We start from the raw sequence: 14,815 nt of genomic DNA on the forward strand, positions 1-14,815 counted from the left end.
TTCTAAGACAAAAGCACTTTCGGAATTTCTGAAAGTGCTTTTTATTTTTAATCTATCCAAAAGCTTAAAATCTTATTCAAATGAAAATACAACCATTTATAAAAACTTTTTGAATTTTGTAATGACTGAAAAAACTAATTTGTAAATTTGACGTTATTAATTTATGAAATCAAATCACTGGAGCTTACCAAAACAGTACAAGTTACTCATCAGAATGTAGTAGTTTTGTTTCGTAATAAAGTATTTAATAAATGTATTTTAAGTAACTATTTTTCTTTAATAGCTCCATAAATCATCTCATGTCATGTTGAAGATATTCCTTATAATTTGTCTTATCTTATTTATTTTTCCACGCATATTAAAATGGGCTTTAAGAGGATTCGTGGTTTCTCAATTCAATAAGGCACAGCAAGACTTTAACCAAAAACAACAATCTTATCATTCTTCGCCTAACAGACGAGAAGGACAAATTGATGTAGATTTTGTTCCACCCAAAAAAGGTAAAAGTACCGAAAATTTTGACGGAGGAGAATATATAGATTACGAGGAGGTTAAATAATAACCTCCTTTTTACAATTGCACAGCCTTCTGAATATTTACCCTACTAAATCCGTAATTTAGTATCACCAATCTTTGGCTTCGTCTAAAAATCAATTTTAAATATTTTGATTTTAGGATAAAAATTGTATTTTTGTTAAACGTGAATTTGTAAATTTTGTGGAATTAACCCAAAAACATATTCTTTTTTGCATTAAATGCACATTTTTGATATTATTCCTCATCAAAAACACTACAGTATCTGCAAATATAAATTGTACTAATCAAAGTTTTTTTGTCAATCAACATAGTGCTGGTTTAATTAATAATCACGTTCTATCTCCCAAGAATTTCGAAAAAATGATTGGCTTTTCATTTCAAAACATCAACAATTCATCAAAGCGTTATAAGACACTTAAAGATTTAAAAAATCATGCTTATTTTTTCTCTCTTGAAAACCTAATACTTGGGTTTGATGATTCAGATGTAGAAGAAGAACATGTACAAAAAAAGACAAAAAGTACTAAGCGTAATCGCTCTGCTTATATTACAAGAGTTTGTGCCGAGGGAGATTCATTTTTATTTGATTTAGGGACACCTCTTAAAACGAAGGGCAATTTTATCTACAAGGATGCCCATTATCTTGATGTAATTATTTTATTCCATTCTCCTCCTCCCGAGAGCCTCGTTAATGTGGCTTAACATCCAAAAACTTTCTTAAAATTAATTGCTTAATGGTGAATAATGTCTTCGTTTTGGCGAGGTAACATTTGCTATGGCTATACTTTTAGAAAGATTTTGAATCGTAAAATCTTATCGTATAGTAAAAAACTGAAGATTGAGTCAGTATCAATGAAATCCCGTATTGGCGTTTCCTGATAATGTATTGATTAGTTTTCAATAACCACATTCCTTAAAAATAGTAGTAAAATTTTACTGGGTTTTCGATGTCTCTCATAATCAGCCCAAAGTATTTATTCACTTAATTTATTAATGTAATGAAAAAAGTATTCGTGCTTTTATGTTTCAGTGCTACTGTTTTGTGCATGACAGCTTGTTCAACTAACAAAGAAAGCAAAGAGAAGCAAGAGGCGTTTCCAACCACTAATCCCATCATCATTGATACGGATTATAATAATGATTATGTGTCAGATATTCATGCTATCAAAAATGTAGAAATACGTGCCCGTGTAAAAGGGTATATCGACAAAATATTGGTAGATGAAGGGAAGTCTGTCAAACAAGGACAAATACTATTTTGCATCAGTAATCAGGAATATAAAGAGGAAATCCTGAAAGCTAAAGCCATGCTGAAAAGTGCTATTGCTGAAGCGAAAGCAGCCGAGCTGAACTTACAAAATGTTAAGCTATTGGTTGATAAAAATGTAGTGTCGAAAACTGAGTTTGAAATGGCTAAAGCAAAGCTAGATGCTTTGAACGCTAGAATAGAAGAAGCACAGTCGCACGAAACTAGTGCCAAATTGAAATTATCATTAACCGAAATCAAAGCTCCCTTTGATGGCGTTGTAGATAGAATTCCAAATAAGATAGGAAGCTTAATTGACGAGGGGACTTTGCTAACCACTATTTCAGATAACAAAGAGGTATTCGCTTATTTTAATGTATCTGAAAGAGAGTATTTAGACTTTGCCAAAACAATCAAAGAATCTGCCAAGAGTGAGGTATCATTGATTTTGGCCAATAATGAGCCTCATAACTACAAAGGGAACATAGAAACCATTGAAGGTGAATTTGATAAAAATACAGGTAGTATTGCTTTCAGAGCGCGTTTTGCTAATCCAGAGAGAATATTAAGACATGGTTCAAGTGGGAAAGTAAGAATCAATAATAATGTAAAAAGTGCTTTGGTAATTCCGCAAAAATCAACTTTTGAAATTCAAGATAAGATTTTTGTATATGTGTTAGACAAAGACAATAAAGTACAAACCAGAAGTATTGTGCCTAGACTAAGGATTCCACACTTGTATGTAATAGAAACAGGACTTACTACGAGCGATAGAATTATTTATGAGGGTATCCAGAATGTGAAAGACGGAATGAAGATTATTCCAGAGATGATTTCAATGACAAAAATTATTGCTGATTTAAGAAGTAAATAATCTCATTCAATTCCATTCTTCCATCCAAAGACGAAAAAATATGTTTACAACATTCATAAATAGGCCAGTATTGTCAATTGTAATATCCTTAATAATACTATTATTAGGGGTGTTAGCTATGACCCAACTGCCAGTTACCCAATTCCCAGATATTGCACCTCCAGCAGTAACTGTAACCACAAAATATACTGGTGCTAATGCGGAGGTATGTGCTAAAGCGGTAGTAACGCCCTTAGAACGTGCCATCAATGGTGTACCCGGAATGACCTACATGACCTCAGTATCAGGGAATGATGGCTCAAGTATTGTTCAAGTGTATTTTCAAGTAGGAACAGACCCAGACTTAGCTGCCGTAAACGTACAGAATAGGGTTTCAACAGTATTAGATGAATTGCCAGAAGAGGTAATCAAGGCGGGGGTTTCTACCGAAAAAGAAGTAAATAGTATGTTGATGTACTTAAACATCATGACGAACGATACGACTGCTGATGAGAAATTCTTATACAATTTTACAGATATTAACATCTTAGCAGAATTAAAGAGAATTGACGGAGTAGGTTTTGCCGACATTATGGGGCAACGTGAATACTCTATGCGTGTATGGTTGAAACCAGATAGAATGACATCATACAACGTTTCAGCGGAAGATGTAATGAATGCACTGAAAAGCCAAAACGTTGAAGCCGCTCCGGGTAAAATAGGGGAAAGTTCAGGTAGAAAGGCGCAGTCATTACAATATGTATTGCGTTATACGGGAAAATATACCAAAATAGAACAATACGAAAACGTAGTAATTAAAGCCAATGCCAATGGCGAGATGCTTAGGTTAAAAGATATTGCAGACATTGAATTTGGTTCACTCGATTATGATGTACTTTCAAAAGAAAATGGAAAGCCTTCAGCCGCTATTATCTTAAAGCAAAGACCAGGCTCAAATGCTAGTCAGGTAATTAGCAATGTAAAGAAAAGAATGGCAGAACTGAAAGTAGCGACTTTCCCTCCGGGGATGGACTACAACATCAGTTATGACGTTTCTCGTTTCTTGGATGCCTCTATTCACGAAGTAATTAAAACCCTTATCGAAGCCTTTATTTTGGTAGCATTAGTAGTGTTTATCTTCTTACAAGATTTCCGTTCTACGTTGATTCCCGCTTTGGCTGTACCCGTTTCATTGATTGGTACTTTCTTCTTTATGCAGATTTTCGGGTTTTCGATTAACTTATTAACACTTTTTGCATTAGTACTAGCCATCGGTATCGTGGTCGATAATGCCATTGTAGTGGTGGAGGCTGTCCATGCTAAAATGGAATTGGAACATCTGGATGCACGAGAAGCAACGATTTCATCCATGAACGAAATCAGTGGCGCCATCGTAGCCATTACTTTGGTGATGACAGCCGTATTTATTCCTGTAGCATTCTTGTCGGGGCCAGTTGGAGTTTTCTATCGGCAGTTCTCTATTACCATGGCTATTGCCATAGTTATTTCTGGGGTAAACGCCCTTACACTTACGCCAGCACTCTGTGCCATTATGTTGAAAAATAATCATGGACAACCTAAAAAGACCAATTTGTTAAGTAAGTTCTTCGTGAAATTCAACGAGAAATATGATGGTTTGTCAGACGGTTATAAGTCGCTATTAGGTTCGATTGCCAACAGAAGAGTGGTTACATTATTAATGCTATTATTCTTTATTGGTGCTACTTGGGGTACTAATATTTTCCTGCCGTCTGGATTTATTCCTACTGAAGACCAAGGTACAGTTTATGCCAACGTAACTACCCCGTCGGGCTCGACGGTTGAAAGGACAGAAGCTGTAATGGATGAAATTCAGCGAGCTACTACCGAAATAGAAGCCGTTGAGTCAATCTCTACATTATCAGGCTTTAGTTTGTTGACAGATGGTTCTGGAGCATCCTTTGGTATGGGCATGATTAACCTAAAAGCTTGGGAAGAACGCAAAGAATCGGTTGATGATGTCGTGGAAATCTTGACTGAAAAAACTAAAAATATCAAGGATGCCAGTATTCAGTTTTTCCCTCCGCCAGCCGTGCCTGGGTATGGTAATGCCAGTGGTTTTGAATTAAGGGTACAAGACAGAACAGGTAGTGGTGATTTACAAAAGCTTCAAAAAGTGACTCAAAGCTTTATTGAAGAATTGAATAAGCGACCAGAAATTGAAAATGCCTTTACCAGTTTTGATGCTAGTTTTCCCCAGTATTTGATTAATGTGGACAACGACAAAGCAGCACAAAAAGGTGTTTCTGTGAATAATGCGATGGATAATCTGCAATCGTTGATTGGTAGTTTTTATGCTACAAACTTTATTCGTTTCGGACAAATGTATAAAGTAATGATACAGGCATTGCCTAAATATCGTGCTCAGCCAGATGATATATTAAGAATGTATGTAAAAAATGACCAAGGTGTAATGGTGCCTTATTCTGCTTTTATCAGGATAGAAAGAGTTTACGGCCCAGAACAACTTACGCGTTATAATATGTATACATCTGCCATGATAAATGGCGAGCCTGCTGCAGGTTTCAGTAGTGGTAAAGCCATTGAAGCCATCAAAGAAGTAGCAGCAGAAAAACTTCCCAAAGGATATACGTATGATTGGTCTGGTATGACAAGAGATGAAATCTTATCAGGCGACCAAGCCATTTATATTTTTATCATTTGTTTAGTCTTCGTTTATCTTTTATTAGCGGCTCAGTACGAGAGTTTCTTGTTACCAATCCCAGTAATCCTATCATTACCGACGGGCATATTCGGAGCATTCTTCTTATTGTTGATATTGGGCTTACAAAACAACATTTATGCACAAGTAGCCCTCGTAATGCTGATTGGTCTATTGGGAAAAAATGCCATTTTGATTGTAGAGTTCGCCATTTTAAAACAAAAAGAAGGGCGTACACCACTACAAGCTGCCATTGATGGTGCAGTATCAAGGTTAAGACCCATCTTGATGACTTCCTTTGCCTTTATAGCAGGGCTAATTCCATTGATGACGGCCACTGGGGCAGGTGCTATCGGTAATAAAACTATTGGCTCGGCAGCAGCAGGAGGGATGCTCTTTGGGACGGTGTTTGGCGTAATAATCATACCAGGCTTATATGTGATTTTTGCTACATTGGCACAAGGGAAAGCTAAGAAAAACAAGAAAGAAGAACTAATTCTTAATTAGAAAATGATGATTAAACTAAAATATTATATACTTACTTGTGGGCTTTTCATGGCAATGGTATTTACCAATTGTCAACCGATGAAAACCTACAAACAGCCGTCTTTAAAACCAATGCCCGAATCCTATAATAACAAAAAGGATTCGACCAATGATGCAGCCATCAATTGGAAAAGCTATTTTACAGACGCCACGCTGATTGCTTTGATAGATACCTCGCTGAATAACAATATTGATTTATTGATGACTTTGCAAAGAATTGAGATGGCTCAAAATCAACTTAATTTTGCTAAGGTATTAGGAAAACCTTTTTTTGGGGCTGGCATAACTGCTGGACAAAAAAGATTTGGGAAATATACGATGGATGGTGTTGGTAATTATGATACCAATTTTTCAAATAATATTACCGACGACCAAAAAATACCCGAACATCTCCCAGACTTTAATATTGGTTTGCAGAGTTCATGGGAGATAGATATTTGGGGAAAATTGCGTAATAAAAAGAAAGCCGCTATCGCTCGTTACTTAGCAAGTGTAGAAGGAAAAAACTGGATAATAACCAACTTGATTTCAGAAATTTCAGCGGGCTATTATAGCCTGATTGCGTTGGATAATGAATTAGACATTATCAAAGAAACCAGAAATCTGCAATTGAATGAATTACAAATTATTCAAGCTCAGAAAGAAGCGGGTTATGCCAACGAATTAGCGGTAAAACAATTTGAGTCGAGAATCCTAAATACTAGAAGCTTAGAAGTTGAGATTTTACAATCAATTATTGAGATTGAGAATAAAATCAACTTTTTGTTAGGCAGGTATCCACAACCGATTTATCGAGATAAGTTACAGTTTACTAAGCCTTTGCCAACGCAAATCAGAATGGGTGTGCCAGCTCAGTTATTGAGAAATCGTCCTGATGTTAAAAAAGCTGAATACGAACTACTAGCAGCCAAAGCTGACGTGGAGGCCGCTCGCTTAGCATTTTATCCCTCATTGAATATCAATGCTACCTTAGGGTTTCAGACTTTTAATCCTGCCTATGTAATTGCTCCGCAATCATTAGCTTATAACGTCTTAGGGGGATTATCAGCACCTATTATCAATAGAAAAGGATTAATAGCTGATTTTGGTGTAACGAGTGCTGTTCAGATAGAAGCTTTGTACAATTATCAAAAGAGCATCATTGGTGCTTATACTGAAGTGTACAATGAAATGTCTAATATCAAAAATCTTAGCCTGATTCAGGATTTGAAAAGTAAAGAAGTAAACGTATTGACAGAGTCTATCATAACGTCTACAGACTTATTCAAAACAGGTAGAGCGACCTATCTAGAGGTTTTATTAACCCAAGCAAATGCTTTACAAGCGAGAATAGAATTAATCAATGTGAAAAAACGCCAATATGATGCCGTAGTGAATATTTATAAAGCCTTAGGAGGAGGTTGGAGATAATCTACTCGGTTTTCATCTTTCTTGAAAAAGTATCTTCAAGAAAGATGAAAACCATTCGTAAATTGGGTGGCTTGTTATGAGGGGAGTTTTTATGAGCAAATTGTTAAGAAAATGTTTTCAAATAATTTCCTTAAATTCGCATCATCAATAAATTAAAATACCCTTTCATGAAAAAATATTCATTCCTGATTAGCGTCTTGCTTCTTTCAGTTACGGTTTCTCAGACCAATGCTCAAAAGATTGCAGAGAAGTATGCTAAAACCATTACGGCAAAAGACCTAAAAAAACACCTCACTTTTATCGCTTCAGATAGTTTAAAAGGGCGGGATACGGGTTCGCCAGAACAGAAAGTAGCCGCAGAATATATCGCCAAACAATTTGATAGTTATGGTTTAAAAGGTCCCGTTAATGGGAATTCTTATCTTCAACCAGTAGATTTAATAAAACGTGGTTGGGGAGATTTTTACTTGAAAACTAAGTCGAAAGAATTCAAATACTTGTTTGATTTTATTGCCAATACTATTTCACCAATGCCACAAGAAGAAACCTTTGAAACGGTTTTTGTGGGATATGGTATTGAGGATAAAGCCTTGAACGATTACGAAGGCACAAAAGTAAACGGTAAAATTGTCGTCGCTTTTGAAGGTGAACCACGTTTAGCAGATGGCAGTTACTTGATTTCAGGCAATACAGAAATGTCTAAATGGAGTAAAGGTGAGGCTTGGAAAGAGAAAATGGCTACTGCTAAAAGTAAAGGAGCAAAGGCTTTATTACTGATTTCAAAACAAAGTGTTGAAGAGTTTGAGAAAGTAATCAAACAACGTCAAACGATGCTAAAACGGTTTGGTAATGCAAGACTTAGCTTTGCTGACCAAAAAGACCCTCAAGGTTCTGACTTTGCTGTTTTAACAGTTGGGCCAACAATGGCTGCTGATTTGTTTAATACAACGGTTGCTCAATTAGATATTCTGAAAGAAAAAGCTATTACTAAAAGTGTTGCAAATCAATTAGAAAAACAATCTGTAGGGATAAAAATTGAAAGAACTGCTCAACCTGTTGAGACTTACAATGTATTAGGATATTTAGAAGGAACGGATAAAAAAGACGAATTAGTGATTGTTTCTGCACATTATGACCACGTAGGAGTAACCGATGGGAAAATCTATAATGGTGCTGATGATGATGGTTCTGGAACTGTTTCTGTACTAGAAGTAGCTCAGGCATTTGGTGAAGCCGCAAAAGCGGGAAATAAGCCTCGCAGAAGTATGCTTTTTTTAACAGTAACTGGCGAAGAAAAAGGATTGTTAGGGTCTGAATTTTATGTGACTCATCCAGTTTTTCCATTAGCAAGTACAGTGAGCGATATTCATATTGATATGGTTGGTAGGTCTGATAAAGAACATGAAGGCAAAGGAGACTATATTTATGTGATTGGTTCGGATAAACTTTCTTCTGAGCTACATGCTTCTTTGATTGAACAAAATGATAAACATAACCCTATCAATTTAGATTTTCGTTATAACGACCCGAATGATCCAAACCGTTTTTATTATCGTTCAGACCATTATAATTTTGCTAAAAATAAGATTCCAGTAGCATTTTTCTTCAATGGAGTTCATGATGACTATCATCAACCGACAGATGATGTTGAGAAAATAGAATTCGAGCAAATGGAAAAAAGAGCCAAATTGATTTTCTATTTAACTTGGGATGTTGCTAATCGTGATAAGAGACTCGTTGTAGATTCAGATAAAAAATAATTTCTCCAACAATTTACTTTTAAATTGATACAGCTAGGCTTCAATTTGTGAATAATTATTCCAGATTGGAGCCTAGATTTGTTAGGTCATTTATGAAAAAATATTTCTTTTTCCTGCTTCTACTCGTTAATGCTGTTTCTGATGAACTTACGGTTACTTATTTTGCCGAGACTATTTCGATAGAAAAACTTCAAAGCAACCTGACCTTCTTGGCAAGCGATAGCTTACGGGGACGTTTAACTGGCTCGAAAGAACAAAAAATAGCGGCAGCTTTTATTGCCAAGCATTTTCATGAACATGGATTAGACGCGATAGTATTGGGAGATACCGCAAACTCATACTTTCAGCCATTTTACATCAAGCAATATTTCGGTAAACAGCATAGTGTGATGTTGAACCCGACTGATAGAATGCGTCGTGCTAAAAGTGTGATAGCTACCGAAAATGTGATGGGCTTTTTGGAAGGAACAGACAAAAAAGAGGAAGTATTGGTTATCTCTGCCCATTATGACCATATCGGTACAAGAAATGGCACTGTATTCAATGGTGCAGATGACGATGGCTCAGGTACTGTCGCAATGATGGAAATGGCAAGGGTGTTTTCGGAAGCCAAAAAACAAGGTAGAGGGCCACGAAGAAGTATTTTGTTTATTGCTTTTGCAGGAGAAGAGTTCGGTTTGCTAGGGTCGGAATATTATGTGGCAAAGCCTGTGGTTCCCCTTAAAAATACAGTGTGTGATTTGAATATCGATATGATTGGGCGGATAGATAATACCTATCTGGATAAGAAGGAATATGTATTCTTGATAGGTTCAGATAAAATTTCACAAGAACTTCATGCCCTGAGCGAACATAATAATGAGCTTTATACTAAACTGACTTTAGATTATAGCTATAATTCAGAATCGCATCCGCAACAATTGTACTATCGCTCAGACCATTATAATTTTGCCAAAAATCATATTCCCATTATTTTTTACTTCGATGGCGAACACCCAGACTATCATCAACCAACAGATGATGTTGATAAAATAGATTTTGGTTTACTCAGAAAAAGAGCCCAATTGGTGTTTTATACCGCTTGGGATATTGCCAATCGTGAAGGAACATTAAAGTAATCATTCACCAAGAATGGCTTTTTCGATTACTTCTGGAAAATGTTTGTGTTCTAATACTTGTCCTTTTTTAGCCACGTCTTCGGGCGAATCTGTAGGTAATACTGGATAAGATGCTTGGAAGATGATAGCCCCTTCGTCGTAATGTTCGTTCACCAAATGAATAGTGATGCCTGATTCTGTTTCTTTATTTTCAACAACGGCCTCATGAACAAAATGACCGTACATACCTTTACCACCAAATTTTGGTAGAAGAGCTGGATGAATATTAATGATTTTATTGGGAAAAGCTTCTACCACATTTTGAGGAACAAGCCATAAAAAACCAGCCAAAATTACCCAGTCGATTTCATTTTCTTTCAAAATATCAACTACTTCGCCTGACTTGAATTGTTGACGATTGAACATCACCAAAGGAATATTTAGGCGTTCGGCTCTTTGAATTACGCCCGCTTGGGGATTGTTACAGAGAAATAATTTCACGTTAATTTCGGTTGAATCTGAGAAATATTCAACGATACGTTCGGCATTTGAGCCCGAACCAGAAGCGAAAATGGCAATATTTTTAGACAAAATAGATTGGATTTAACAAATTTCTGACAAATTTAAGCATAGATTTACAACCAAGCTTAACTTTTCTCCGTCTTTGTTAAAACTAAATATCTAAATCATGAAAAAGAATCTTTATCACACTTTAGCAGTTACATTATTAACAGCTTTAGTTTGGGCATGTGGTATTACAATTGACCCAACACCTTTATGTGGATGTTCACCAGTGGTTACTTTACCAGATATTTTAGTTGGTAAATGGGAGTTTGTGGGGTATGTCAAGGAAGATAGTTTAGACATTGAGAAAGAAAAATTAAAGGCAAGCACAGCAGCTTTCCCTGCTAATTTAGAGGTAGCATATAATACGACGGCTGGAAATAGAAAAAAACTAGATATTTCAGGTAGTTCATCTGTAAATACTTATAACGGAGGAATTACTTTAGGAACTACAGATTCTTCGTGGAGAGCGTGGACACCGATAACGAGTGGCGCTATAGCACAAACAAAAATGGCAGGAAGTAATGAAGCAATGGCTTTTGAAATAAAATACTTAAATGGTCTTTCTGTAGGCGAAAAAGTTAAGATAGAAGATGGAATGAATATCTTGTTAAGAGTTAAAATTCCAAATGATGAAATGCTTTTTGTAAGAAAGAGATAAAATTAGAGAGGCGAATGAAATTCATTCGCCTCTCTAATTTTAAAGCTGATTCGTAATCATTTTTTGTAAAGCCTTTTCTTCCAAATATCCCGTAGAACGTTTTACTTGTTTCCCGTTTTTGAAAACAATAAATGTAGGAATCTCATCTACTTTATAGTTTTCTACCACAGCTTTGCTGGCATCTGCATCTACTTTTATAAATTTCACTTTTCCAGATAATTCCTGTGAAAGCTTATCTACGCTAGGCATCATTTTGATACATGGCCCACACCACGAAGCAAAAAAGTCTAACACTACTATTTCATTTTCTTTTAAAATAGCATCAATTTCTGTTTTGCTATAGCCCTTTGCATTGGTATTTTCTTTTGAACCTTCTACGGGTAAATTACTAGCAGTCCATTTCAAATAACCACCTTGAAGGTCGTAAACCGTAGTAAATCCATTTTGTTTCAATACTTCAGCCGCGGCTTTGCTTCTTCCACCAGATAAGCAATAGACAAATACTGGTTTAGATTTATCAAAGGCATTTATCTTTTGTATAAAATCTGGACTTCTATAATCGATATTTTGGGCTTTTGCCAAATGTCCACCGCCATATTCACCATTTGTACGAACATCTATAAGTTGGGCATTAGTGTTTTCAGAATATTTTTTCTGAAATTCTGCTGTAGACAAAACTTGTGAGAGGCTTATGCTTATATTTGCAATAGAAAGTATCGTTAAAAATATAAATGTGCGAATAATATTTTTCATTATTTTTAGTATTAAAATTAACTAACTGTGAAAGTATTAGAAAAGTACAAGCAATCTTGAAAAAAGGCTTAAATTTGTTCTCAATATTTAACTAAAGTATTCAAATCATGCGAAAATAGATTTAATTTTCAACGATTGAAGAAATATTTTATTTGAACAAGAGAGAGTATTATCTAATTTACAAAAATTCCCTCCGTTTATAACCAAAAACAAAATTTACGCAAAATGAGTGCAATTCAACATGTACACGCAAGACAAATTTTGGATTCTCGTGGAAATCCAACAATCGAAGTAGATATCCGTACCGAAGATGGTGCTTTTGGACGTGCCGCAGTGCCTTCTGGAGCTTCAACAGGTATTCACGAGGCCGTTGAATTACGTGATGAGGATAAAAGCGTTTACGTGGGTAAAGGTGTTTTAAAAGCCGTAGAAAACGTAAATACTAAAATCGCTCAAGAATTGTGGGGCTTAGAAGTTTCTGAGCAAAATATGATTGACCGTTTGATGATTGAGTTAGACGGAACATCTAACAAAGGTAATTTAGGAGCAAACGCTATTTTGGGTGTTTCTTTGGCAGTAGCTAAAGCGGCAGCTCAAGAGTCTGGTTTGTCTTTATACCGTTATATTGGTGGTGTTAATGCTAACACTTTGCCAGTACCAATGATGAATATCTTGAATGGTGGTTCTCATGCTGATAACTCAATCGATTTCCAAGAGTTCATGGTAATGCCAGCTAAAGCTGAGTCATTCTCACACGCTTTGCGTATGGGTACTGAGGTTTTCCATGCTTTGAAAGGTGTATTGAAATCTAAAGGATATTCAACAAACGTAGGTGATGAAGGTGGTTTTGCACCAAACATCAAGTCTAACGAAGAGGCAATCGAAATCGTTTTACAATCAATTGAAAAAGCAGGTTACAAACCAGGTGAAGAAATTTTCATCGCAATGGATGCTGCTGCTTCTGAATTCTATAACGAAGAAACTGGTCTTTATACATTCAAGAAATCTGATGGTAAGCAATTGAACAACATGGAAATGGCTGCTTACTGGAAAACTTGGGCTGATAAATATCCAATCATCTCTATCGAAGATGGTATGGCTGAAGATGACTGGGCTGGTTGGAAAGAGCAAACTAAATTGATTGGTAGCAAAGTTCAATTAGTAGGTGACGATTTATTTGTTACAAACGTAAAACGTTTACAAATGGGTATCGAACAAGGTGTTGCTAACGCTGTATTAGTAAAAGTAAACCAAATTGGTTCTTTAACTGAAACAATCGATACTATCAACTTAGCGAAACGTAATTCATACAAAAACATCATGTCTCACCGTTCAGGTGAAACTGAAGATGCTACAATTGCTGACTTAGCAGTAGCATTGAACACAGGTCAAATCAAAACTGGTTCGGCTTCTCGTTCAGACCGTATGGCAAAATACAACCAATTACTTCGTATCGAAGAAGAATTAGGCGCAAACGCTTACTTCCCAGGATTGAATTTCTAATTGGAAATAACAGATTTAAAAGAGCCTTGCAGAATTTTTTGCAAGGCTCTTTTTTATGCATGTCAGTTAGAAACAAACTATCAAAATCAGTATATTTGTAAAAAGCTTTGAATATGACACAAAGGTTATCACATAAAAAAACGAATAATATAATTCCCCTTTTGAAAAAGGGTGAATATAATAGCTATCGTCCAGAAGATATTAAGCGATGGGGGATTGAACGTTTTTTAGAAACTGTTTGTGCAAGTAAAGAAATTGAAGTGCCAAATCTTGGTTTCAATGACGAAGAAAATAATAGAATGGATTCTATACTGAAAGACGAAAATAAAGAACATGATTTTTGACACAAATTTGCTCATTAAACATATTCGTAAAGCTGAAAACCTTCCTCCAAAGTTAATTATCCCTATTCCAGTTGTTGGAGAATTAAAATCTTTTGCAATTAAATCAGACTGGGGAATACAAAAAGTATTATTTATGAATAGTCTTTTTAGCTTGTTTCCATTAGTTGAAATAACTGAAGAGCTGACAGAAATATATGCTCAAGTAGATGCTTATAGTCAGGGTAAATTAAAAGGCTATCCATTACCTCTTGGAGTCTCTTCTCGAAATATGGGAAAAAATGATTTATGGATTGCAACAATGGCTACTTATTTTGATTTAGAATTACATACAACTGATAATGATTTCGATCATTTAATTAATTTTGGCTTGAGATTAATTAAACATCAGCCTTAATATATTAAATAGTAATCAATATTTAAATTAATAATTTTAGGTTTTGCCATTGTTCGTCAAGATAAGAAATATGGTAAACTTTTTTTGAAAATTAAATTATTCTTGATTTACCATGAGAAGATTACTCTTAGTAAAATATCGATTTTATACCCTTACGCTATCAGTATTGGTGGTGTGGATGATTTTTTTTGATGATAATAATGTTTTTAGTCAGTTTAAAATGTACCGAGAGTTAGGGCGATTAGAAGATGAAACAGCTTATTATGCTCAAAAATTGAAGGAGGTAGAGAAAGAAAAAATAGAAGTAATGGGCAATTCGAGTTTGATAGAAAAATTTGCGCGCGAGAAATACCTGATGAAAAAGCCCAACGAAGAGATTTTTGTAATAGTTGATGAAGATAATCAGCCGATTGAAAAATAAAAAATAATTAAAAATGAATTGAGCC

14 protein-coding genes are annotated in these 14,815 nt (G+C 35.4%); 12 read left to right on the plus strand and 2 right to left on the minus strand.

All coding sequences use genetic code 11. The features are described from left to right. The first annotated feature begins 304 nt into the window (after positions 1-304). From AC07XN_RS05210 to AC07XN_RS05240, 7 genes are all read left to right on the plus strand, one after another. Positions 305-559, plus strand: a complete 255-nt coding sequence (locus tag AC07XN_RS05210) for a DUF4834 family protein (protein ID WP_309913392.1) — start codon at positions 305-307, stop codon at positions 557-559. Positions 560-897: 338 nt separating this feature from the next. Next, entirely contained in the window at positions 898-1,239 is a 342-nt protein-coding gene (locus AC07XN_RS05215; RefSeq protein WP_494742274.1) for a hypothetical protein, read from the plus strand. A gap of 296 nt (positions 1,240-1,535) precedes the next feature. After that, entirely contained in the window at positions 1,536-2,657 is a 1,122-nt protein-coding gene (locus AC07XN_RS05220; RefSeq protein ID WP_309913397.1) for an efflux RND transporter periplasmic adaptor subunit, read from the plus strand. A 40-nt stretch (positions 2,658-2,697) separates the two neighbouring features. After that, entirely contained in the window at positions 2,698-5,844 is a 3,147-nt protein-coding gene (locus AC07XN_RS05225) for an efflux RND transporter permease subunit (RefSeq protein ID WP_309913400.1), read from the plus strand. Between the two features lie 3 nt (positions 5,845-5,847). Next, entirely contained in the window at positions 5,848-7,293 is a 1,446-nt protein-coding gene (locus AC07XN_RS05230; RefSeq protein WP_494742275.1) for a TolC family protein, read from the plus strand. 167 nt (positions 7,294-7,460) lie between these two features. Beyond that, complete coding sequence (locus tag AC07XN_RS05235; protein ID WP_494742276.1) at positions 7,461-9,053, plus strand: M28 family peptidase; 1,593 nt, start codon at positions 7,461-7,463, stop codon at positions 9,051-9,053. A 92-nt stretch (positions 9,054-9,145) separates the two neighbouring features. After that, on the plus strand, positions 9,146-10,171 hold the full coding sequence (locus AC07XN_RS05240) for a M28 family peptidase (protein ID WP_494742277.1): 1,026 nt from the start codon (positions 9,146-9,148) through the stop codon (positions 10,169-10,171). Here the strand turns inward: AC07XN_RS05240 and purN are convergent, their stop codons facing one another. Then, positions 10,172-10,741, minus strand: a complete 570-nt coding sequence (gene purN, locus AC07XN_RS05245) for a phosphoribosylglycinamide formyltransferase (protein ID WP_309913410.1) — start codon at positions 10,739-10,741, stop codon at positions 10,172-10,174. A gap of 97 nt (positions 10,742-10,838) precedes the next feature. Here purN and AC07XN_RS05250 point away from each other — a divergent pair, with 97 nt between their 5' ends. Beyond that, positions 10,839-11,375 carry an META domain-containing protein gene (locus tag AC07XN_RS05250; RefSeq protein ID WP_309913413.1) on the plus strand — a complete coding sequence of 179 codons (537 nt, stop codon included), beginning with the start codon at positions 10,839-10,841 and terminating at the stop codon, positions 11,373-11,375. Positions 11,376-11,414: 39 nt separating this feature from the next. Here the strand turns inward: AC07XN_RS05250 and trxA are convergent, their stop codons facing one another. Beyond that, positions 11,415-12,128, minus strand: a complete 714-nt coding sequence (gene trxA / locus AC07XN_RS05255; protein WP_494742278.1) for a thioredoxin — start codon at positions 12,126-12,128, stop codon at positions 11,415-11,417. A gap of 225 nt (positions 12,129-12,353) precedes the next feature. Between trxA and eno the strand changes: the two genes are divergently transcribed. The 4 genes from eno to AC07XN_RS05275 all read left to right on the plus strand — a co-directional run bounded on the left by eno (position 12,354) and on the right by AC07XN_RS05275 (position 14,790). Continuing rightward, positions 12,354-13,631 (plus strand): phosphopyruvate hydratase, encoded by a 1,278-nt coding sequence (gene eno, locus AC07XN_RS05260; RefSeq protein WP_309913418.1) that lies wholly within the window; start codon positions 12,354-12,356, stop codon positions 13,629-13,631. A gap of 113 nt (positions 13,632-13,744) precedes the next feature. Beyond that, positions 13,745-13,975, plus strand: a complete 231-nt coding sequence (locus AC07XN_RS05265) for a hypothetical protein (RefSeq protein WP_309913421.1) — start codon at positions 13,745-13,747, stop codon at positions 13,973-13,975. After that, the gene (locus AC07XN_RS05270) at positions 13,965-14,369 is read left to right on the plus strand and encodes a PIN domain-containing protein (protein WP_492800585.1); all 405 of its coding nucleotides are present in this window, start codon (positions 13,965-13,967) and stop codon (positions 14,367-14,369) included. Before AC07XN_RS05265 ends, AC07XN_RS05270 begins: the two co-directional genes overlap by 11 nt. A gap of 112 nt (positions 14,370-14,481) precedes the next feature. Beyond that, entirely contained in the window at positions 14,482-14,790 is a 309-nt protein-coding gene (locus tag AC07XN_RS05275; protein WP_309913427.1) for an FtsB family cell division protein, read from the plus strand. The last annotated feature ends 25 nt before the right edge of the window (positions 14,791-14,815 follow it).

This window comes from Arcicella sp. GW458-12-2-14-TSB2 (genome assembly GCF_059423785.1).